The 21,710-nt window shown below is 51.6% G+C and carries 17 protein-coding genes; 13 read left to right on the forward strand and 4 right to left on the reverse strand.

Annotated features, from left to right (window positions below; all coding sequences use genetic code 11):
- Positions 1 to 266 precede the first annotated feature (266 nt).
- Together ACHZA1_RS03180 and ACHZA1_RS03185 are read left to right on the forward strand one after the other, a co-directional pair.
- The gene (locus ACHZA1_RS03180; RefSeq protein WP_320053787.1) at positions 267 to 752 is read left to right on the forward strand and encodes a hypothetical protein; all 486 of its coding nucleotides are present in this window, start codon (positions 267 to 269) and stop codon (positions 750 to 752) included.
- A 261-nt stretch (positions 753 to 1,013) separates the two neighbouring features.
- Positions 1,014 to 1,517 (forward strand): hypothetical protein, encoded by a 504-nt coding sequence (locus tag ACHZA1_RS03185; RefSeq protein ID WP_320053788.1) that lies wholly within the window; start codon positions 1,014 to 1,016, stop codon positions 1,515 to 1,517.
- Between the two features lie 189 nt (positions 1,518 to 1,706).
- Here the strand turns inward: ACHZA1_RS03185 and ACHZA1_RS03190 are convergent, their stop codons facing one another.
- Positions 1,707 to 1,937, reverse strand: a complete 231-nt coding sequence (locus ACHZA1_RS03190; RefSeq protein WP_320053789.1) for a hypothetical protein — start codon at positions 1,935 to 1,937, stop codon at positions 1,707 to 1,709.
- A 304-nt stretch (positions 1,938 to 2,241) separates the two neighbouring features.
- Here ACHZA1_RS03190 and ACHZA1_RS03195 point away from each other — a divergent pair, with 304 nt between their 5' ends.
- The 6 genes from ACHZA1_RS03195 (at position 2,242) to thrC (ending at position 9,931) form a co-directional block, all read left to right on the forward strand.
- Entirely contained in the window at positions 2,242 to 3,117 is an 876-nt protein-coding gene (locus ACHZA1_RS03195; protein ID WP_320053790.1) for a TIR domain-containing protein, read from the forward strand.
- Between the two features lie 192 nt (positions 3,118 to 3,309).
- On the forward strand, positions 3,310 to 3,534 hold the full coding sequence (locus tag ACHZA1_RS03200) for a YdeI/OmpD-associated family protein (protein WP_320053791.1): 225 nt from the start codon (positions 3,310 to 3,312) through the stop codon (positions 3,532 to 3,534).
- Between the two features lie 113 nt (positions 3,535 to 3,647).
- Positions 3,648 to 4,022, forward strand: a complete 375-nt coding sequence (locus ACHZA1_RS03205; protein ID WP_320053792.1) for a hypothetical protein — start codon at positions 3,648 to 3,650, stop codon at positions 4,020 to 4,022.
- An 860-nt stretch (positions 4,023 to 4,882) separates the two neighbouring features.
- Entirely contained in the window at positions 4,883 to 7,327 is a 2,445-nt protein-coding gene (gene thrA / locus ACHZA1_RS03210) for a bifunctional aspartate kinase/homoserine dehydrogenase I (RefSeq protein ID WP_320053793.1), read from the forward strand.
- A 39-nt stretch (positions 7,328 to 7,366) separates the two neighbouring features.
- Positions 7,367 to 8,293 (forward strand): homoserine kinase, encoded by a 927-nt coding sequence (locus ACHZA1_RS03215; protein WP_320053794.1) that lies wholly within the window; start codon positions 7,367 to 7,369, stop codon positions 8,291 to 8,293.
- A gap of 336 nt (positions 8,294 to 8,629) precedes the next feature.
- Complete coding sequence (gene thrC, locus ACHZA1_RS03220; protein ID WP_320053795.1) at positions 8,630 to 9,931, forward strand: threonine synthase; 1,302 nt, start codon at positions 8,630 to 8,632, stop codon at positions 9,929 to 9,931.
- A gap of 279 nt (positions 9,932 to 10,210) precedes the next feature.
- Here the strand turns inward: thrC and ACHZA1_RS03225 are convergent, their stop codons facing one another.
- Positions 10,211 to 12,283, reverse strand: coding sequence for an HDIG domain-containing metalloprotein (locus ACHZA1_RS03225; RefSeq protein WP_320053796.1), 2,073 nt, complete (start codon positions 12,281 to 12,283; stop codon positions 10,211 to 10,213).
- A gap of 127 nt (positions 12,284 to 12,410) precedes the next feature.
- Between ACHZA1_RS03225 and ACHZA1_RS03230 the strand changes: the two genes are divergently transcribed.
- The 3 genes from ACHZA1_RS03230 (at position 12,411) to ACHZA1_RS03240 (ending at position 16,474) form a co-directional block, all read left to right on the forward strand.
- Positions 12,411 to 13,196 (forward strand): C40 family peptidase, encoded by a 786-nt coding sequence (locus ACHZA1_RS03230; protein ID WP_320053797.1) that lies wholly within the window; start codon positions 12,411 to 12,413, stop codon positions 13,194 to 13,196.
- A gap of 3 nt (positions 13,197 to 13,199) precedes the next feature.
- Positions 13,200 to 13,643, forward strand: a complete 444-nt coding sequence (locus ACHZA1_RS03235; protein WP_320053798.1) for an NUDIX hydrolase — start codon at positions 13,200 to 13,202, stop codon at positions 13,641 to 13,643.
- 371 nt (positions 13,644 to 14,014) lie between these two features.
- Positions 14,015 to 16,474: an AMP-binding protein gene (locus tag ACHZA1_RS03240; protein ID WP_320053799.1), complete on the forward strand. Its 2,460-nt coding sequence runs from the start codon at positions 14,015 to 14,017 to the stop codon at positions 16,472 to 16,474.
- Positions 16,475 to 16,546: 72 nt separating this feature from the next.
- Here the strand turns inward: ACHZA1_RS03240 and ACHZA1_RS03245 are convergent, their stop codons facing one another.
- Positions 16,547 to 17,770 (reverse strand): NAD(P)/FAD-dependent oxidoreductase, encoded by a 1,224-nt coding sequence (locus ACHZA1_RS03245; RefSeq protein WP_320053800.1) that lies wholly within the window; start codon positions 17,768 to 17,770, stop codon positions 16,547 to 16,549.
- 207 nt (positions 17,771 to 17,977) lie between these two features.
- Here ACHZA1_RS03245 and ACHZA1_RS03250 point away from each other — a divergent pair, with 207 nt between their 5' ends.
- Both ACHZA1_RS03250 and ACHZA1_RS03255 read left to right on the forward strand, forming a co-directional pair.
- Positions 17,978 to 19,135 (forward strand): transglutaminase domain-containing protein, encoded by a 1,158-nt coding sequence (locus ACHZA1_RS03250; RefSeq protein ID WP_320053801.1) that lies wholly within the window; start codon positions 17,978 to 17,980, stop codon positions 19,133 to 19,135.
- A gap of 130 nt (positions 19,136 to 19,265) precedes the next feature.
- Positions 19,266 to 19,727 carry a hypothetical protein gene (locus ACHZA1_RS03255; RefSeq protein ID WP_320053802.1) on the forward strand — a complete coding sequence of 154 codons (462 nt, stop codon included), beginning with the start codon at positions 19,266 to 19,268 and terminating at the stop codon, positions 19,725 to 19,727.
- Positions 19,728 to 20,351: 624 nt separating this feature from the next.
- Here ACHZA1_RS03255 and ACHZA1_RS03260 read toward each other — a convergent pair.
- A complete protein-coding gene (locus tag ACHZA1_RS03260; protein WP_320054884.1) occupies positions 20,352 to 21,599 on the reverse strand; it encodes an aminotransferase class I/II-fold pyridoxal phosphate-dependent enzyme in 1,248 nt (415 codons plus the stop codon).
- Positions 21,600 to 21,710: the final 111 nt, after the last annotated feature.

The following is a 21,710-nucleotide window of genomic DNA, read 5'->3' on the forward strand; positions in this document are numbered from 1 at the left end:
TGATCGATGTTTTTTTAAAAGCGATATCCCTGATAAAAATAACGCTGATGGCGCATCAACTTTTACACGAATTCCTATATTTGCCCCATCTCGAAACTGCAGGAGCTTTCCTGCACAACTACGAGGAAATAACTTTTATAAACCTTCATCGAAGCTTGCAAGAAACCTGCTACCACCCCACGGTGCTAGCAGGTTTTGATGCTTTAGGGTTTCCCGTTTACGCATATTGTGCTACTTTTGATGACGATAAATCTGAAAAAAATCGAATGATGAAGACGCTATACGCAATAGCGGCGGTGGTAGTACTTGCCGTAGGATGCCGCCCAACGCTCCCCAACCAGCCCAAGCCCTCGCCAGCCACCATTATCCAGCCAGCCATAGAGCTGATAAACAGCTGTAGCAGCGACAGCAGCCTCAACACCATGGCCTACAGGGCCGCATTCGATACCGCCACTACATCGCTGGTGGTGTACCTCGGCCAATCGCCCGCCAAGTACAGCTACAAGTGGGAGATCCCGCTCAAGGAGGTCGACAAGTCGGGCTTCATGCTCTTCCGCGAGGACTACAACGTTAGCTCCATCACCCTTAACATCATTGGCGCGCAGCCCATGGTGAAGTTCTACAAGGATGGCCAGCTGAAGTCGAAATCGGCGCAGTTTGTGCTCTACCTCGGGAAGTGCTTCAGCACCGAGGACAAGGATGCGGTGCTGCAAAAGCTCTACGACACCATCATCGCGGTGCAAAAGCCGTAGGCGAGGAAGCAGGAAACAGCGAGTAGGATATTCCGATCGCATAAAATACCAGCGTGGCCCTAGGGCTGCGCTTTTTTTTTGCCCCCTCTCCCACCCGAAGGATTAGCCCTTTTCGGATTTTCCCCACGAAAGCCTTACGATTTGATAGGATCAGCTGTATTTTATTTCAAAATCCGTAGCGATTTATTAGGATGAATTAAAAATTCATTATTTTAGCATTCGATAAGTATTTTAACATCCACAAAGAAAAAACAACAGCCCATGAAAAACGACTATTCAAAAGTAATTCCTCAAGAAGTAATCGACAAGGTTAAGGCAAAGCTGCTGGAGTGCCACACCGAGCTGAAACCTTACTGCGTAGAGCTGTCGGATGCCAGACGCGAAGAGCTGCCACGCTTGGGCAGCCGAAACACCGGCAAGGTGAGCAGCATCACTACCGAGATGAACGTGGCACCTGAGTACGCTCCACCAATGTTTTCGCTAGAGGAGGTTAACAAGGATTTTAAGGTGCTATCCGAGCTCTCGACGGTATCCCTAAGCATCAACAACCTCCAGCGGATGGTCGACGACACCGTTATTGTTGCCGGAAGCGAGGCCTTTGATGCCTGCATGGACTACTACAGCTCCGTTAAGCGCTTTGCCGTAAAGAACGATCCTAAGGCGCAGGCCATTTTCGAAAGGGTTAGCCCTTTGTTTGCACGTCCTGAACAGCGAAAGGCCAACAAGGAGAAAAAGGCAGCCGCAAAAGACGCCGAAAAGAAGTAAATGCTCCCCTTTATTTTAAGTGATTGCACCGCTTACCACTGGTAGACGGTGCATTTTGTTAGAAAAGCGCCAAGCTTCGAGCTTCGCCCCTGAAGCTTCAGCCTTTTACCCCGAAGCTTCGAGCTCCGACCCTGAAGCTTCAGCCTTTTTACCCGAAGCTTCGCCTTCCGACCCTGAAGCTTCGCCTAATTACCCCCAAGCTTCGGCCTCCGACCCCGAAGCTTCAGCCTTTCTACCCGAAGCTTCGCCTTCCGACCCTGAAGCTTCAGCCTTTTTACCCAAAGCTTCGCCTTCCGACCCTGAAGCTTCAACCTTTTTACCTGAAGCTTTAGCCTCTTTACCCAAAGCTTCGACCTCCGACCCTGAAGTTTCAGCCTTTTTACCCGAAGCTTCGGCCTTCGACCCTGAAGCTTTAGCCATTTTGGGGCAAGAATGCCTACCAGCAACGAATTCCTACGGATAAAAGCACAACAACACAGGAAAGTTGCTACTTTAGCAAGCCTACTCGTATAGCAATAACCCTCTGCAAACAGATATGTTATTGGAGCATTTCGTTTGCGCCCAATATTGGGACCTTAGCATACGGTTATAATAGATAAGACTGGCACCAATCAGACATACTCTCCAAAAATTAGTTAGATATGTCTTATAAAGTCAGACATACAAACGAGTTAGGCTCATTTTTTTTAAAAAACCGACAATCAAATTAAACACTAATAATTTCATGAATAAAATCAATACAACTGAAGAAGTTCATATTAATATCTTTTTCGCATATTCACGGGAAGACTCTGCTCTAAGAGACCGACTGGATAAACATTTAAGTGGGCTAAAAAGAAAAAATTACGTAAATACATGGTATGATGGAAAGATTGATGCCGGTAAAGAGTGGGAAAAAGAAATTGACACTAATTTATCAAAAGCAGATATTGTTTTGCTGTTAATTAGTGCTGATTTTATAGCTTCTGATTATTGTTATGATGTAGAGATGACGAAAGCAATAAGCAGACACGAAAAGGGTGATGCTGTAATTATTCCGATAATTCTCAACCCATGTGACTGGTCAGACTTACCTTTTTCAAAAATACAAGGACTACCTCAAAATGGAAAACCGATAACTTCTACTCATTGGGAAAACTCAGAAATCGCTCTAAATGAAGTCGCAAAATCAATAAAAGACATTGTCGAAAATCTCCTGAAGACCAAAAATAAACGTTTAAAAGCGATTAGCGAAATATTAAACGAGAAAGACAATGAATTAAAGATTACACTCCAACAATTGGAAGAGTATAATATTGAACAAGAAATTGCACGTGAGATAATTCAAGATTTGAAGAAAGAAAAGAAAAAAATCGAAGTTGAAATCCTCGCTCTAAATGAATCTGCTATCGAATTAGAGAAGTCATTAAAACAAAATCAAATTAAGATTGAGAAAATAATATCCAAAGAACAAGTGGATATAAATAAACTTAGAGTTGAGAAAGAAAAACTTTTGGGTGACGTGGACAAACTTAATAAAGAAATCGAAAAACTTATTATCAAGAAAACCAATATTGAAGAAGATATAAAAAGAAAAAAGATAACTGAGCCTAATAAATAGGGGTTTAAGCAGCATGTAGCGCCCTTCGCTAACCGAAGTATAATCCCCATGCTGAGCGGAGCGTCCTCGCTCCGCTCGGGTAACCAGTCTTCTAGCCTATAAAATACGGCCGGAGGCCGTAAGGTCCAAAAGCGTAGGCAGAGCCTACGCTTAGCTGAGATAAAACCATAAAACCGATTAAGACATAATACTATGATGGAAAAAGGAAATCACACTGATGGAGTTCCAGAAGAGCTTCAAAAGCTACTCGACAACGACTCACAAGCACAAGAATTCTTTAACTCGTTGGCTAATTCGTATAAGAAGGGGTATTGCGATTGGGTAGGCTCTGCAAAGCAAGCAGCAACTAGACAAACCAGAGCAGAGAAAGCGATTTTAATGCTTCGAAACAATCAGAAGACCCTAAAAACACTATAACCAAGAAACCCAAGCAGACATTAGCTGCAGCATTACCGATGCAGCCTGCCATTTGCTACGCCTCCGCTGAGCAGCAGTACCGCATAAATGAATCCCGATAAAAAAAATAGATTATGGAGTACGTAAAGGAAGACATCAGGAATCAGATACAAAAAACAAACCGAGCATTTACCAACTACTGGGGAAAGCTACAGTTCGAGGGCTTGCTAAGCGAAGACATCGACACCCTTACGGCAGTACTAAAGAAGGTAACCCGAGGCTTTCAGCTTTACAGGGTAATGGCAATCGTAATAGCATCAGTCCTAGTGGTGATATCCTTACAGAAATACTTCGACATGCTCGAATCGGTGGACCTGAATAGGGCCGGTGTCTTTATAATAATGGCAATAGTTTTTTTGCAGCAGGTTTACATCAACTATAAGGTAAAGGTTAACCTCGAAAACAAGATCTACCTACTAGAGCTACTAAAGAAAATAGAGCGGAAGTAGAGAAGACACAAGCTAAGCGGATGATAGAGTTATATCTTTTGAAAGAAAAGGATAGAAATTAAGTACCAGCGCATGATTGAAACTGTTTATCCCCTCCTTGGGAGGGGTAGGGGTGGGTTAAGGACGCTAAGTGAAGTAAAATGTTGATCTAAACGAGTAAACCCACCCCCTGCCCTCCCGCCTAAGCGGGAGGATAACGAGCCATGAATATGTATTGAGTATTGAGAAAGAACCTTAGTTTGACGGCTATGGGCAAGAGGCTTCGCCAAACAGGATTAGCCGCATCAATCATGTAACATTGCCATACCCTATTCTTTTCTTTCTAAAGTATAGAAAGATACAACCATCTTCTTGTCCCTGTGCACAACCCATAAACGCCCGCCCAAGCACTCCGCTTACACATCTCCAGCATTTTACGCCTACGGCAAAAGGGCTCGATGCATACCAGGGGGCTCTACGGCAACATCCTTACCCCAAAGGCGCCCAAACGGCTAAATGTGTAAGATAGCCAATATGCAAACGCCTGATCCTTTACTATTAAATAGAACGAAAAGAAGCATCAAACCGAGCTGTCGGTAGATATTTTTTTTGATATTGCCCAAAGTCAAAATAAAGAGCAAACGCTTGAAGCAGATTTTATCACATATCGCCTCAACTCCTATCCTGCCACAATCGGTGGCTGCGCTTGCTATTGCTGGTATTGGTACTGGGCTATGCCCTACTACTACTATTACCACAGCTACAATTACAACCCTGTAAGGGGTTGCGTTGTTCCATATAATCCACAGACCATTTAATGGTAGCCTCTACGGGGAGAAGTAGAGGTTTAACTTCCAGTTGAGCAATTAATATACTAACATATGAGAGTCTTGAAGTTTGGAGGTAGCTCGGTAGCAACTCCACAAAGCGTAGATGCGGTGCTAAGCATCGTCAAGCAGTCGGCCGAAAAGCGGCCCACCGCCTTTGTAGTTTCGGCCATGGGCGGAATAACCGACATGCTGCTGATGGCCGGCCGGCTGGCAACGGTGCAGAGCGAGGAGTACAAGCAGATTATTGCCGAGATCGAGAACCGCTTTCTCGAGTACGTGCGCCACATGCTGCCCATCACCACCCAAAGCGCCACGCTAAGCATGGTGAAGCAGCAGATAAACGCCATCGAGGAGATCTGCAACGGGGTGTTTGTGCTGCAGGAGATGTCGCCGCGCATCTCCGATCGGCTGGTTTCGTTTGGTGAGCTGATCACCTCGCGCATCATCTCGGCAAAGATGGAGGCCGATGGCATCGCCCACGCGTGGATCGACAGCCGCGAGCTGATAAAGACCAACAGCAAGTTTGGCCACGCTGCGGTCAGCTTCTCGGTAACGAATAAGCTTATCCGAAAGCGCTTCGAGGCCACAGACGAGCGGATAGCCATACTTCCCGGCTTTGTTGCCTCCGACGACTTTGGCAACACCACCACCCTAGGCCGTGGCGGATCGGACTATACCGCAGCCATACTTGCGGCTGCCCTAAACGTTAGCCGCCTGGAGATATGGACCGACGTTAGCGGCATGATGACCGCCGACCCCCGCCAGGTGCGCAACGCCAAGCCCATAGAGAGCATCTCGTACCAGGAGGCCATGGAGCTGTCGCACTTTGGCGCCAAGGTGCTCTATCCTCCAACCGTGCAGCCGGTAATGCGCAAGAAGATTCCGCTATGGATAAAGAACACCTTTGCCCCCACCGATCATGGCACGCTGATTACCGACTCCGCACACGACGGAAGCGAGAAGATAAGCGGGCTATCGAGCATCAGCAGCATTGCGCTGCTCAGCCTCGAAGGTGCAGGGATGGTTGGCATTCCGGGCTTCTCGAAGCGCCTCTTTGCCGCCCTAGCCGGCGAGGGCGTAAACGTTATCCTAATTACTCAGGGCTCTTCGGAGCACTCGATATGCGTTGCCATCAGCGAAAACGACGAGTACCGCGCCGTGAATGCCGTTAACCAGGCATTCCACAGCGAGATTGCCGAAGGCGTGGTGTACCCCATAAAGAGCGAGCGCGATTTCTCGGTGGTGGCCCTCGTAGGCAACAGCATGGTAAACCAGCCCGGCATCAGCGGAAGAATGTTTGGGGCCTTGGGGCGCAACGGCATTAACGTTAGGGCCATTGCCCAAGGATCATCCGAAAGAAATATCTCCACCGTAATAGCAACCTCCGACCTACGAAAGGCGCTGAACGTGCTTCACGAAAGTTTCTTCGAGACCTCGTACAAGCAGATCAACCTGTTTGTGGTGGGCGTTGGGAATGTGGGCAGCCGCCTCATCGAGCAGCTAAGGCATCAGCAGGAGTACCTGCAGGAGCAGCTGAAGCTTCAGGTTAGGATGATTGGCGTTGCCAATAGCCGCCAGATGCACTTCGACGAGGATGGTATATGCCTCGACAGCTGGAAGGAGAAGTTAGGCGCAGGATCGACAATGAGCCTCGATAAGTTTATCGAGATGGCGGTTGCCATGAACAAGCGCAACTCCATCTTCGTAGACAACACGGGCAGCCATGTTATTGCCAAAACCTACAAGCAGTTCCTAAAGCGGAGCATCTCGGTAGTAACCTGCAACAAGATTGCCTGCTCGTCGGCCTACAGCGAATACTCAGAGCTGAAGAGCCTTGCCCGGAAGTTCAACGCCCAGTTCCTGTTCGAGACCAACGTTGGCGCTGGACTGCCCGTAATCAACACCCTCAACGACCTGCTGCGCAGCGGCGACAGGGTTAACACCATACAGGCGGTGCTTTCGGGAACCCTCAACTTCGTATTCAACAAGTACGACGGCACCCGCTCGTTTGCCGAGGTGGTGCAGCAGGCGCAGGACGAGGGCTACACCGAGCCCGATCCACGCCTCGATCTGAGCGGAACCGATGTGATGCGAAAGATACTAATCCTTGCCCGCGAGTCGGGTCGTGTGCTTGAAATGGAGCAGATATCGAACGCAGGATTCCTGCCCGAGTCGTGCATGGAGGGCGATATCGCCAGCTTCTACGGCGAGGTTGCCATGCACGAGGACCACTTCAAAGCGCTGCTCGAAAAGGCACAGGCCGAAGGGAAACGCCTAAAGTACATCGCAACGCTTAAGGACAACAAGGCATCGGTAGGCCTGCAGGCCGTTAGCCCAACAAGCGACTTCTACAACCTCGATGGGAAAGACAACGCCGTGCTCTTCTTCACCGACCGCTACAAGGAGCAGCCGCTGGTGGTAAAGGGTGCAGGTGCAGGTGCCGAGGTTACCGCCTCGGGTATCTTCTCCGACATCATTAGAGCCGCAAGGGTTTAGCCGATAACGAATACAAACGAGACAAACAACAAGCAGTAAATGGTAAAACAGGTAAAAGTCCACGCACCAGCAACGGTAGCCAACATGGTGTGCGGATTCGATATACTGGGCTTTGCCCTCGAGGCACCCTACGACGAGATGGCGCTCCGCCTCATCAACGAGCCCATCATCCGCATCATCAATAAGGATGACTACAACCTACCCACCAATCCGCCCGACAACGTAGCTGGGGCAGCACTCCTTGCGCTGATGGATGAGCTGGATGGATCGGTTGGCTTCGAGGTGGAGATCAAGAAGAACATCAAGCCGGGCAGCGGAATCGGCTCCAGCGCGGCTAGCGCAGCCGGAGCGGTGGTTGGCGCAAACTATTTGCTGGGGAATAGATTCTCCTCCGACGATCTGGTGCGCTTTGCCATGTGCGGCGAGAAGGTGGCCAGCGGCGTAAAGCATGCCGACAACATCACCCCATGCATACTTGGTGGGGTTACGCTTATCCGCTCCATCTTTCCGCTCGATGTGGTGCAGCTGTCATCGCCAGCGCTACACGTCACCGTGGTGCATCCGCAGATAGAGGTAAAAACCGAGAATGCCCGCAAGATACTAAAGCATCAGGTAGAGCTAAAGGATGCCATAAAGCAATGGGGCAACGTTGCCGGATTGGTAGCCGGGTTGCTCAAAAAGGACTATGACCTGCTGGGACGCTCGCTGGAGGATGTCATCATCGAACCCATCCGCAGCATCCTAATTCCCGGTTTCGACGAGGTGAAGGCGCGGTGCAAGGAGGCAGGAGCACTAGGTGGCGGCATATCGGGTTCGGGCCCATCCATCTTTATGCTGAGCAAGGACGAGGCAACCGCCCACAGGGTAGAGGCGGTGATGGCAGAGGTGTTCACCCGCCTCGGCATCGACTACCACACCTACGTAACGACCATTAACACCAACGGGGTAAAGGTATTTGAGGAGTAAGGCTAAGCGTAGCGAGGAAACTAATAGCCAGCCGCCAAGCTAAGCCTGAAATCAAAAGGATAAAAGTCCAATAGGGGCACGTTATCCCCTCCTCGGGAGGGGTAGGGGTGGGTTAGGTACGCGAAGTGGAGTGAAAATGTTGATTTAAACGAGCAAACCCACCCCCTACCCCCTCCAAGGAGGGGATAAACTGCCATGATTAGGCATTAGGCTTTTATAAAAATTCTTAGGTTGACGACTATAGGACGCTACGCTAAGCCCAGAACCTCTGCGTTGATACTACCTTGAGCAAACCCGCTACGAGAATTCTAACATCATCAAAACAAACGAAAACCAATGAAATACTATAGCACCAACAGGCAGTCTGCGCTGGTAGATTTTAGAGAGGCAACCATAGAAGGGCTGGCGCCAGATAAGGGGCTGTACTTCCCGGAGTCGATTCCGCAAGTAGATCCCGATCTGATTAAGAACATCAAGTCCTACTCAAACGTCGATATCGCCTTTAGCGTGATGAGGCCCTACGTGGAGGGAGCGCTACCCGATGGCGAGCTGCAACGGATTGTAGCGGAATCGATCAGCTACGAATTCCCGCTTGTAGCCATCAACGATAGGATTGCGTCGCTCGAGCTTTTCCACGGGCCAACGTTTGCCTTCAAGGACCTAGGCGCCCGCTTCATGAGCCGCTGTCTGGGCTACTTTGCGCAGGATGCCAGCCAAAAGATGACGGTGCTGGTAGCAACATCAGGCGACACCGGCGGCGCAGTTGCCAACGGCTTCTTCAACGTTCCGGGCGTGGAGGTGGTTATCCTCTACCCCTCGGGCAAGGTGAGCAACGTGCAGGAGAAGCAGCTAACCACGCTCGGTCATAACGTGTACGCGCTGGAGGTGCAAGGCAACTTCGACGACTGCCAGCGAATGGTGAAGGAGGCCTTTGCCGATACCGCGCTTCGCGGGCAGCGGTTCCTCACCTCGGCCAACTCCATCAACGTGGCGCGCTGGCTGCCGCAGCAGCTATTCTACTTCTTCGCCTACAAGCAGTGGAAGGATAATGGAGAGGCGCCCGTGGTATCGGTGCCTAGCGGCAACTTCGGGAACATCTGCTCGGGGATGCTGGCCAACCTCTCGGGGCTACCCATCAAGAAGTTTGTGGTGGCCTGCAACGCCAACGATGCCGTGCCCGAGTACCTGCTCAGCGGCAAATACAATCCGAAGGAAACCATCAGCACCATTTCCAACGCCATGGACGTGGGTAACCCCAGCAACTTTGTGCGCATCCTGGAGCTGTACAAGAACAGCTACGAGCAGCTAAGGCAGCGCATGGCCGGCTACAGCATCAGCGACGAGGTTACCCGCGACACCATCCGCAGCGTATCCGACCGTTACGGCTACTGGCTCGACCCCCACGGAGCGGTTGCCTACAGGGCGCTGGAGCAGTATCTTGCCGAGCACCCCGCCGAGAGCGGCCTCATCCTCGAAACCGCCCACCCCGTGAAGTTCGACAGCGACGTAGAGGTGCATCAACCGCTGCCCACCGAGTTGGCCCAGCAGGTAGCCGCGCTGGTGGCCAGCCCCAAGCAATCCACCATCATCGGCCCCAGCTACGAGGCGTTAAAGGCCTTGCTGCTCGAAAACCGATAGCAAGCAACAATTAATGGTTTCAGGATTGTTCTCTTGATGCTAGCTAGGGTGAAACTCGGCTAGCATTGCTTCAGATTCGATGGGTTTAACGTCAGATTCGGCGGGTCTAACATCAAACTTGATGAGTCCAACGTCAAACTCGGCAGGTTTAACGTCAAGATCGACGAATCCAACATCAAACTCGATGAGTTTAACGTCAAGATCGGCGAGTTTAACGTCAAGATCGACGAGACCAACATCAAACTCGGCAAGTCTAACGTCAAGTTCGGCGAGTTTGCCCTACTTGGGGTACTCCACCCGGGTATGGTAGATGGTTAGCAGCTTGCGCTTAAAGATTTCCTTCACCAGGGTGAGCTCGCTGAGGCTGATGTCGGCCCGGTCGAGCTGGCCGCCCTCCATCTTCATCCGTACGATCTCCTCCACCAGCTGGCCAATGGTATCGGAGGTGTACACCTTTAGGCTGTGCGAGGCGGCCTCTACCCCATCGGCCAGCATCAGGATGGCCTCCTCCTTCGACTCGGGCCTTGGGCCTAGGTAGGTAAAGCGGTCGTCCAAGTTGGCCTCCGCCAAGCTCGCCTGGTACTTCCGGTAGAAGTAGCCCACCTTGGTGGTGCCGTGGTGGGTTCGGATAAACCGCACGATGCGCTGGTGCAAGCCGTGCTTGCGCGCAATGCTCACCCCATCGGCAACGTGGCGGATGATGATGCCCGCGCTCTCGTCCGGTTCTAGGTTGTAGTGCGGGTTGAAGCTCGACGACTGGTTTTCGGTGAAGTAGCCTGGGTTGTTCATCTTTCCGATGTCGTGGTAGAGCGCCCCAGCGCGGATGAGCAGCGGATTGCCGTCCACCTCGCGGGCCACCGCCTCGGCCAGGTTGGCCACCTGCAGCGAGTGCTGAAACGTTCCCGGAGCCAGCTCCGAGAGCTCGCGCAGCAGGGGCTGGTTGGTATCGGTAAGTTCGTGCAGCGTGGCATCCGAGAGAAAGCCAAACAGCCGTTCGATGGGGTAAGCAAACTGGTAAGCAATTAGCACGCAAAGCGCGTTAACGCCCAGCCAAAGCACATTCCACGCCGACTGGGAGTCGTAAACGGCATCCTTAATCAGGCTCAGCGCTAGGTAGGAAACCAGGTAGGTCAGGAAGACCACCAGCACCGCCACGAAAATTCGCCCGCCAGAGCGGTAGATCTGCTTCATGGTGAAGATGGCCACCACGCCTGGGAAGTAGTTCATCAGCACAAACTCGAAGCTGTTGGGCGCCACCATCGCGCAAATCAGTACAATGATGTTGTACGAGAAAAAGGCAACCCGCGAGTCGTAGAAGGTGCGGATAAACATGGCAGTAATCGTCATCGGAACAATGTAGATGCTCACCGTTCCCTGCTTAACCACCCAGGCCACCAGCGCCACCATCCCCACAATCGAGAGCAGCAGGAATATGGTCGTACGGTAGCCCGTAAGCACCTCGCGCCTGTAGCCCATCAGGAATAGGTAGAGCAGCGCCAAGGCTCCCCCCACCAGCAGCAACTGCCCCGCCACCAGGTAGTACACGTTTTTCGAGAACGAAAAGCGGCTCGCATTCTCCCGCTTGAGCGACTCCAGCATCTTAAAGGTAGCCTCGTTCACCACCTCGCCCTTCGAGACAATCTTCTGCCCACCACTGATCATCCCGTTCGAGTACGACATTTCGTTGAGTTTATCATTCAGAAACTGGGCGGTAGCCTCCCTGTCGAAGTCGAGGTTGGGCTTAACGTAGGCACTCAAGTTGATTGCCTGAACAAAGGCCTTTGCCCGCTTCAGGTTCGAATCGAAGTACTGAGTCGTAACCTGCGATAGAATATATGCGGTAGCCGAATTTATGGTGAAGAGATCGGAAACGGACACCTGCCCAGCGTTATCGTCCCGAATTACAATGATGTTATCCTTCCGCTGAGCGAACACCTGCGACAGCTCAACCTCCGAGATAATTCCCTTTGCGTAAATATCCCGGAGCAGAACCTCCACGCCCGCCATCACCTTCCGGTACTCAGCCGAAGGCATCGCCCACCCGCTAGGCTGCTTCTGGTCCATCAGGCTGCTCAACGATAGTGCCCCCGACCTCTCCGAAAGCCTAAAGAGCGGCATCGCCTTAGCCCGCAGCCGGCGCTTCTCGACAGACAGCTCGGCCTCCGTTTTGTACAGCGGAAAATCGTAGGGCGCGTACAGGTCGTCGTGCAGCCACGGAGCACCAACGCGGTACTCCTGCTTAAACGTTGGCGTCTTGGGTAGAATCCCCACAATAGCGACAGCAGCCAAGAGGAACAGTAGCAAAAGAAAGGACTTTTTTGTCCTGTAGATATCTAGGTTATAGAGCTTCATTACCGTGTATATTTCCAAAAAATAAATGCGGCGTTAAAGTTTGGAAAAATAAACTTAATCCTATACGCTAACGTTTAATTGTTTTTCCTAATTTTATATTCCGTTAACAACCATAACACTCAGTTCCATGAAATATGCAGTTTCTTCAATATCAGTAATCCCTATGAGGCGAGAGCCATCGGAACGTAGCGAGATGGTATCGCAACTTCTCCTAGGCGAATGCCTAACCATCCTCGAAGAAAAGGACAGCTGGCTGTATGTCGAAAATGCCTTCGACGGCTACCGCGGCTGGATTGACTCGAAAACAATCACCCCCGTATCTGAAACCTACTACAACGAGTACATCGAGCATTCGGGCTACGAAGTATCCTCCGAGATATGCCATGCCGTCGATGTCAACCGAGGCGACCATATCCTTATCCCCATTGGCGCAAGCCTAAACTACTACCGCGACGAGGCCAAGGAGTTCGAAATCGCCGACAAAAAGTACAGAATTACCAGCTCCATAGATGTAGTAAACCACAAAAGCAGCAACGGAATCATCGATATGGCAGCAGCCCTTCTCAACGCGCCCTACCTATGGGGCGGGAGAACAGCATTTGGGATAGACTGCTCCGGATTCACCCAACTTCTTTACAAAATTATTGGCATTAAGCTCCCCCGCGACGCCAGCCAGCAGGTAAACGAGGGGCAAACCATCAACTTCGTATCCGAAGTCAAAGCCGGCGACCTCGCCTTCTTCGACAACGACGAGGGTACCATTATCCACGTTGGCATTCTCGATGGCAATGGCAGCATCATCCACTCAAGCGGCAAGGTCCGCAAGGACATCTTCGACCAGCAGGGCATCTTCAACAACCGCTTAGGGAAGTACACCCACAAGCTGCGAGTGATTAAAAGAATCATTGAGTAGAAAATGCCCTACACATACCCCTATCCCCGAATGCAGGTAACCGTTGATGCGGTTATCATTCGCACCCTCGACGAGGGCGATGAAGCGCTTCTTATCGAGCGTAAGCACTCCCCATTCGAAGACTGCTGGGCCATACCCGGCGGCTTTGTGGATATGGACGAAACCCTAGCCGATGCTGCCAATCGGGAACTCTACGAGGAGACAGGCATTGTTGTGGATACGCTTTACCAACTACATACCTTCGATGCCGTGAATCGCGATCCTCGCGACAGAACGATAAGCACCGTTTTCCTAGGATTTGCCAATGAGGATTCGCAAATTAAAGCAGGCGACGACGCCAGCTCAGCCGACTGGTTCAGCCTAGATGCCCTGCCCCCGCTCGCCTTCGACCACGAGCAAATTCTCGACTACGCAAAGAAGTATCTCGAAAAGAGAAAAATAGAATAACGAAATGGAGCGGGCACCTCCGCTCCATTTCGCTGTTTTCAGGCAAAGGGCAGGTTGCAACCAGATACTTTTGTCAAAATCAACCTCCAACCTCCCCTCCATTTTTCCGGCAATGTTGTAGCGAATCACCAAAGAAACCAGCATTCCAGCAGGTGCCACCTACAAGTAGCAAAGCCTACATTCCACCCCCACTCATTGTCGCTAAATAAAAACTTATACTTTTGCAGGTTGTTTACAAACGCTGAAAACGGATAATTAGTAGTCCCACGAAAGGATTCAAACGCCTAGGAAATCTGCTAATGAGATTTTGAATTAGATGGTTTCAGAAAACCACGACAAGATTTAAACCCATTTTCAAAAAAGACGGAACTATGCTTTTAAAAACTGGAGATAATACGGCTATAGTAGAGAACGGTAAATTTATCTCCTACAACGAGGTTCATCAGAGGGTTAATGCCACCGCTTTAACCTACCAGCCAAACTGCAATGCCAAGGTTGCCATCTACTCCGAGAACAGACCGGGATGGGTTTACGCCTTCTACTCTGCTTGGCATAACGGATGTACGGTTGTGCCCATCGATTTTATGGCAAACCCTTCAGAGGTTGCCTACATACTGGAAGACTGCAAACCAGAAACTATATTCTGCTCCAAGCTAAAACAGGAAGCGCTATCCATTGCGCTTAAGGAGTTAACCTACCAGCCTAGGGTTATCCTCATCGACGATATCGAGAATATCCCACTGTCGCCCGAAAAGGTTATCTTGGACATTCGCCCCGAGATGGAGAAAACAGCGCTTATCATCTACACCTCTGGCACTACAGGTTCGCCCAAGGGGGTGATGCTGTCATTCGGAAACATAATGGCAAACATAACGGCGGTAACAATCGAGATTCCGATCCTTATTCCATCGGACACCACACTTGTACTGCTGCCCCTTCACCACATATTCCCGCTACTTGGCACCATGGTGGTGTCGTGCTACCAAGGTGCTCGAATGGCCTTTTCGCCATCAATGGCATCGGAAGACATTATCCGCACCATGCAGGAGTATAAGGTAAGCACCATCATTGGGGTTCCCCGCCTTTATACCGCCATCCGACGGGGCATAATGGACAAGATCAACAAAAGCATTATAGCCCGCAACCTATACCGACTTGCCGCAAAGGTTAACACCTACGCATTCTCGCGCTTTGTATTTGCCGCGGTTCATAAAAAGTTCGGAGGATCTATTCGCTTCATGGTTAGCGGCGGTGCCGCGCTAGACCCTGCTGTTGGGCGCGACTACCAGGTGCTCGGCTTCAAAATCCTAGAAGGGTATGGAATGACTGAGGCTGCTCCGATGATCACCTTCACCCGCCCCGACCGAATTGTTGTTGGCTCGGCAGGTGCTCCGCTAAGGGGATGCGAGATAGACTTCCGCGAGGAGGAAATCGTTGTTCGGGGGGCAAATGTTATGCAGGGCTACTACAACCGCCCCGAGGAAACTGCCGAAGTATTAAAGGATGGGTGGCTTTACACCGGCGACTTAGGCTACCTCGACAGGGATAACTACATGCACATCACCGGACGGAAGAAGGAGATCATTGTTCTTTCGAACGGAAAAAATATCAACCCCTCGATTGTTGAGTCCGAAATTGAGGAGATGTCGCCGCTGATTAAGGAGATTGGCGTATTCCAAAAAGGCGATCAGCTAAGCGCAATCGTGATTCCCAATACAGCAGCGCTCAAGGAGCGAGGCGTTACCAACATCGAAGAGACCATCCGCTGGGAGGTAATCGACAAGTACAACAAGGAGGCCGCCTCGTACAAAAAAATCGTATCCTTCACCATTTTCGACGGAGAGCTTCCCCGAACTCGCCTTGGCAAAATCCAACGATTCAAGTTGGCAGAGCTGGCCGTAGAGCGCAAGGACGAAGACGAGAACATCCCTGAAATTAAAATCAAGGAGTACCTCTGGATTAAGAACTTCATCGAAAACGAAAAGATGATAAAGGTGCATCCGAACGACCACCTGGAGATGGACCTAGGCCTCGACTCGCTCGACAAGGTGAGCCTGCAGATGTTCCTTGCTACCACCTTTGGCGTAAAGATGGAGATAAACGAAATTCTTGGATTTGGAAGCGTGATCAAGCTAAGCGAGCACATTAAGGAGAAGAAGAAGACCATGAGGATTTCGCAGATTAACTGGTCGGAAATACTTCGCGAAAAGGTTAAGTTTAAAATGCCAAGCACCTGGATCACCGGAAGCATCCTCATAAAAGCATTTAAGTTCTTCTTTTCGGTTTACTTCCGCCTACGAAATTCTGGGCAGGAGAATGTTCCCGAAGGGCCATGCATCATTGCACCAAACCACCAAAGCTACTTCGATGGCATTTTTGTTGCAGCATTCCTTAAGCATAGCCAGATCCGAAAGACCTTCTTCTACGCCAAGGCAAAGCATGTAAACAACCGATTCCTGAAATTCTTAGCCAATAAGAACAACATCATTGTTGTTGACATCGACCAAGAGCTCAAGGAGTCTATCCAGAAGATGGGTGAAGCCCTTAAGACCAACAACAACATCATGATATTCCCCGAGGGAACTCGTACCCGAAATGGCGAGCTTGGCGACTTCAAGAAAACCTTCGCCATCCTCAGCTGCGAGCTGAATATCCCCATCGTACCCGTTTCCATTAAGGGGGCATTCGAGGCGCTTCCCCGCGGAAGCCGTTTCCCCAAGCCCTTCACCAAGGTGGAAATCGACTTTCTTCCACCAGTGTCCCCCGAGGGGCACACCTACGACACCCTAGCGCAGCAGGTGCAGACCGAAATCGAGATGTTTCAGCGATAGCACACCTATACGTAAACGCGAACGAGCGGCATCAGACTGATGCCGCTCGTTCGCGTTTTATATGCTACACCACTACCGAGTGGTAATTGACTTCGCCACCAGGAAGCCTGTCGAGAAGGCAGCCTGGATGTTGTACCCGCCGGTATCGCCATCAACATCGAGCACCTCGCCAGCAAAGAAAAGCCCCTTGCAGACCTTCGACTCCAAGGTCTTTGCCGATACCTCCTTTAGGTTGACGCCACCTGCCGTTGCCATGGCCACCTTAAACCCGCCCAAGCGCTCTATGGTAAACGGATACTCGCAGAGGTAGGCCAACAGCAGGTTCCGGGACTTGGCGGTAACATTAGAAAGGCAGCACGAGGGTTCCACCCCCACCTTCAGGAGGATTTCCTTTGCTAGGCTTTTGGGCAGCTCGTACTCGCGTAGAAATTGCTGTATGGTGGTGCTTCCCTTGGCAGCGGCCGCATCCATAAAGGCGCTTCTAAGGCTATCGATATGCACACCGATGAAGTTCACCTTTACCTCATCGCCCGCCTGCATGTACCTCGAGAAATCTATAATACCAGGTCCGCTTAGCCCTTTATGGGTAAACCCGATGTCGCCCGAATGCTCGTTAATCTTTTTTCCATCGCGGTAAAGGTAGATGGGCACATCCACCAGCGACACGCCAGCAAGGTCGTCCATCGCAAAATCTTTGACGAAGATGGGGGTAAGCGCAGGACGTGGCGCAACAACCGTATGCCCCAGCTGCTCGGCAATGCGGTAGCCATCGCCCGCCGATCCGGTTGTTGGGTACGAGCAGCCCCCTGTAGCCAAAACAAGGTGCTGGCACAAGTAGGTGTTGGCTGCCGTTTTAACCCGGAAGCCGTGCTCGAACTGAGCAACATCAACAACCGCCTCGTTGTAGGCAATCTCCACCTTACGAGCAGCACACTCGCCTAGCAGCACCCGCAGCACATCGCGCGACTTTTCGGTTGCGGGGAACACCTTGCCGTTTTTATCGATGATGGTGGGCAGCCCCCGCTCGGTGAAGAAGCGCACCGTATTGCTGTTGGTAAATTCCCGCAGCGCCTTCTTGAGGAAACTGCCGTTGCCGCCGTACTTCGCCGTAAAATCGGCGATATCTCCCTCGTGCGTGATGTTGCAGCGCCCCGTACCGGCAATCAGCAGCTTCTTGCCGGGGCTCTCCTTTTTCTCAAGGATAAGGGTCGACCCTTCCGGCAAATTCACCGCGGCAAAGAGACCGGCCGGCCCTCCGCCTACAACTATCGTACTAAATGATTTATGCTCCGCCATAGTTGGCGCAAAGGTAATCCGAATAGCGAATCTATAAAATTGCCTATCCCATGCAATATTCAACGAAATTTGGGCAAGGCGGAGAAACCAAAACTTCTTTTTCGTATCCTTGCAGCCGAAAAAAGTGGGAGGTAGGCCAACAGCGCGACGAATAGCGCGGCGCCTGCAACCGCAACAGCTGATTAACCCTAAAAAACAACGGTATCCGTGAGTAAACTCCGCATTCTTATCGCTGCAGCGGCAGCACTAGTAGCATTTACCGCATCGGCAGCGGGCTACGACAAGGTCGACAAGCTGGCCTTTAAGATGCCCGGCAGTGCAGCCAAATCGTGCACCCTGATGGCGGAGTACATCAAAGCAAACGCAGCAACCGAGGACGAATACCTGCGGATGGCCTACATGTGGATGGCCAAGAACGTCTCGTTCGACAAGGGCGGCGAGATGGATCTGACCCTGTCGTGCAGCACCGACTCGATTGCCAACGTCATCCTGAAAAAGAAGAAGGCGGTATGCTCGGGCTACGCCGAGCTCTTCACCCAGCTCTGCCTCAAGCTGGGCTTCCAGGCCTACACGGTAGCCGGGTACACCATGCTCAACAAGGTAGTGGATATCGACGGCCACGCCTGGAACGCCGTGCAGCTCTCCAGCGGCGAGTGGAAGCTCTTCGACCCCATGTGGGGCGCGGGCACCCTGGTAAAGGGCAAGTTCTCGAAAAAGGTCAACGACCAGTACTTTATGGTGGAGCCTTCGGAGTTCATCAAAACGCACATGCCCTTCGACCCGCTGTGGCAGCTGATGAGCCACCCCGTAAAGGCCGAGGCCTTCTACAACGGCGAAACAGCATCGAAGGAAAAGGTGTACTACAGCTACAACGACACCATCGCGGCCAACAGCAAGCTCTTCAAGTCGGAGCAGCTGGAGGCGCTCTGCCGCCGCCTGCAGTGGGCCGGCGACGTCAACCCCTGCACCAACGCCATGATGGACATCTGCAAGCAGAACATCGTCATCCTAAAAAAGAAGGAGAAGTACGCCCTCGAAAACCGCAAGGTGAACAAGTTTAACACGGTGGTGGATCGGGTGAACATCGTGATCATCGACTACAACAAGCTCGTAGCGCTAAAGAAGACCTTCCGGGCAAAGGGCATATCGGCCTTTACGCTGAAGGAGCTGGCCGACACCTGCACCGCCAACCTGGCCATCGCCCAAAAGGAGCTCGTGCGGCTGAGCTTCGACGACGAGCAGCAAAAAAAGCAAATGCAGAACCTCACCCAGACCATCCAAAGCCTGCAAAAGCAGGTAAACGTGCAGCTCGCCTTCCTGAAAAAGCAGAAGGAGTTTGCCACCAAGAAGAAAAAGAAGAAGTAGGCCTAGCGCCCACATCCACGAAGCCCTCAGCCCGCCAGCTGGGGGCTTTTTGCACAATAAAGTTGGGGTAGATTCGTTTTAGTCGTATCAGAAAAAATCGATACATTTAGCCACCAAATACCCTATACCTATGAATGCAACCAATGCCGTAGCCCGATTTATTTCCATCGCCCTACTCTGCGCTACAGGTGCCAGCGCAGCCGCGCAAAATGCCGACACCCTAAAGGCCGACGAGGCCAAGCAAGCCCTCCCCAAGGTCAAGCCCATGCTTCCCGTAAGGTTTACCCCATCGCTGTACATGGTGCCCTACTACTACACCCCCAAGCCGCTAGCGCTAAGCCTGCCCGGCAGCCACCTTACCACCACCAACATGCTCCTGCTTAAGAGCTCGAGCACCGACAACGCCCTAAGTTCCATAAACCTTACCCTATCGAAGGATCGGGAGCGGGACAAGACGGCGCTGTTTTTCGGAATCGCAGCTACAGCTGCGGTATGGGGCGGGGTCGTAAACCAGGCCATAAACGGGAAACGGCTCTCGAAGGAGGCCCAACAAAAAAGGGCAGAAGCGGCAAGGACACCGGTAAGGCGATAGCAGGAGAACACCAGCAGCCCCCTCATCGCTCGGCAGCAGCACTACCCGTCGTACGGCACCGCAAACCTCCCATGCCGGGAAGGGTGCCCGAAGCCCAGCACCCAAAACTCCCGCCACCAGCCCCAGCAGAAGAGCCCCCGAATCGGAATATCGGGTCGGAACTTTATGCAGATGTAGGGCAGCGGGCAAAACCTCTGACCTCGGAAATACCCGACAACGCCAAAATAGACTTCCGAGCATGCTCGGAAATAACAACAACCCCTGAAAGCTATTTCCGAGCAGCCTCGGAAATACTCTTCACCCTCCAAAGTCTTTTCCGAGTATACTCGGAAATTACTTTATCACCTAAAAGGCAATTCCGAGCATGCTCGGAACTTACACTCAAACCCAAAAGAGTTTTCCGAGCATACTCGGAAACCACTTTTTACCTTCCGCACCATTTCCGAGCATCCGAAAATTGATTGCCAAAGGCCAGATACTGCTAGCGCGCCGAGGAGGATGCCCCAGCACCACCGGGCTACCGCAAATGCGGCCATCGGGCAGCCCCTCGGCCGCACCTGCACGCCTACCAACCAAAAAGGGCTACCTAATTGGTAGCCCTCTGCTGTATTTTCGTCAGGAATTTTACTTTGGCTGAACAACGGCCTCGCCAACGTACTTGCCGGCGGCCAGCTTCTCGCGGCAGGCGGAGAAAGCCTTAATGGTACGCTCAACATCCTCGTGCGTATGAACGGCAGTTGGGATAAGGCGCAGCAAGATTTGCCCCTTAGGAATAACCGGATACACCACAATGGAGCAGAAGATGCCGTAGTTCTCGCGCAGGTCGAGCACCAGGTTAGTTGCTTCTGGCACCTCGCCGTGCATGTAAACAGGGGTTACCGGCGATTGGGTAACGCCAATATCGAATCCCTCCTTCTTGAGGCCCGACTGAAGCGCGCCAACAATCTCCCAAAGGTTGTTCTTCAGCTCCGGACGGGTTTGAAGAAGATCCAGACGCTTCAGCGCACCAAATACCATAGGCATTGGAAGCGACTTGGCGAATATCTGCGAGCGAAGGTTGTAGCGAAGGAAGTTGATGATATCAGCATCACCGGCAACAAAACCGCCAATACCAGCCATCGACTTAGCGAAGGTCGAGAAGTATAGGTCGATTTGGTCTTGCGCGTTAAAGTGTTCGCCGATACCAGCACCCGTCTTACCCATGGTGCCAAAGCCGTGCGCATCGTCAACCAGCAGGCGGAAGCTAAAGCGAGCCTTCTTTTCAACAATACCGGGGATGTAGCCAAGGTCGCCAGCCATACCGAATACCCCTTCGGTGATGACCAAGATACCGCCGCCCGTTTTGTCGGCGTAGCTGGTGGCATGCTGTAGCTGCTTCTCCAGGCTATCCATATCGTTATGTCCGTACACGAAGCGCTTGGCAGGCGATAGGCGAAGGCCATCGATGATGCAGGCGTGCGCCTCCGAGTCGTACACCACAACATCGTTACGGCCAGCAAGGCAGTCGATGATGGAAACCATCCCTTGGTATCCAAAGTTGAGCAGGTAGGCATCTTCCTTTTTCTCGAACTGCGCTAGGCGCTGCTCCAGTTCCTCGTGCTTGGTGGTTTGTCCCGACATCATTCGTGCCCCCATAGGGTAGGCCATGCCGTATACAGCAGCCGCATCGGCATCCGCCTTGCGTACTTCTGGGTGATTGGCCAATCCGATGTAGTTGTTAAGGCTCCAGTTAAGCACAGGCTTGCCACGGAAAATCATGTGAGGGCCAATTTCGCCCTCTAGCTTTGGGAAAGCGTAGTAACCGTGCCCCTCTTTCTCGTACTTACCAATAGGACCGCGGTTTTTCCTTATCCTCTCAAATATGTCCACGATTAATTATTTTAAGTTCTACAATAACTTAGTGCGAAGTTGCGTTATTTTATGTACGCAAAACTATGCATTTTTTTGTAGTAACGGTTCAACCGCCCCCTATAAGTTGGCAGA

Source organism: uncultured Acetobacteroides sp., from assembly GCF_963667355.2.
Lineage (GTDB): Bacteria > Bacteroidota > Bacteroidia > Bacteroidales > ZOR0009 > Acetobacteroides.

Bases quoted from the DNA above. Each gene is read 5' to 3' on its own strand.
- ACHZA1_RS03180 (WP_320053787.1), top strand. From the start codon at position 267: ATGATGAAGACGCTATACGCAATAGCGGCGGTGGTAGTACTTGCCGTA.
- ACHZA1_RS03185 (WP_320053788.1), top strand. From the start codon at position 1,014: ATGAAAAACGACTATTCAAAAGTAATTCCTCAAGAAGTAATCGACAAG.
- ACHZA1_RS03190 (WP_320053789.1), bottom strand. From the start codon at position 1,937: ATGGCTAAAGCTTCAGGGTCGAAGGCCGAAGCTTCGGGTAAAAAGGCT.
- ACHZA1_RS03195 (WP_320053790.1), top strand. From the start codon at position 2,242: ATGAATAAAATCAATACAACTGAAGAAGTTCATATTAATATCTTTTTC.
- ACHZA1_RS03200 (WP_320053791.1), top strand. From the start codon at position 3,310: ATGATGGAAAAAGGAAATCACACTGATGGAGTTCCAGAAGAGCTTCAA.
- ACHZA1_RS03205 (WP_320053792.1), top strand. From the start codon at position 3,648: ATGGAGTACGTAAAGGAAGACATCAGGAATCAGATACAAAAAACAAAC.
- thrA (WP_320053793.1), top strand. From the start codon at position 4,883: ATGAGAGTCTTGAAGTTTGGAGGTAGCTCGGTAGCAACTCCACAAAGC.
- ACHZA1_RS03215 (WP_320053794.1), top strand. From the start codon at position 7,367: ATGGTAAAACAGGTAAAAGTCCACGCACCAGCAACGGTAGCCAACATG.
- thrC (WP_320053795.1), top strand. From the start codon at position 8,630: ATGAAATACTATAGCACCAACAGGCAGTCTGCGCTGGTAGATTTTAGA.
- ACHZA1_RS03225 (WP_320053796.1), bottom strand. From the start codon at position 12,283: ATGAAGCTCTATAACCTAGATATCTACAGGACAAAAAAGTCCTTTCTT.
- ACHZA1_RS03230 (WP_320053797.1), top strand. From the start codon at position 12,411: ATGAAATATGCAGTTTCTTCAATATCAGTAATCCCTATGAGGCGAGAG.
- ACHZA1_RS03235 (WP_320053798.1), top strand. From the start codon at position 13,200: ATGCCCTACACATACCCCTATCCCCGAATGCAGGTAACCGTTGATGCG.
- ACHZA1_RS03240 (WP_320053799.1), top strand. From the start codon at position 14,015: ATGCTTTTAAAAACTGGAGATAATACGGCTATAGTAGAGAACGGTAAA.
- ACHZA1_RS03245 (WP_320053800.1), bottom strand. From the start codon at position 17,770: ATGGCGGAGCATAAATCATTTAGTACGATAGTTGTAGGCGGAGGGCCG.
- ACHZA1_RS03255 (WP_320053802.1), top strand. From the start codon at position 19,266: ATGAATGCAACCAATGCCGTAGCCCGATTTATTTCCATCGCCCTACTC.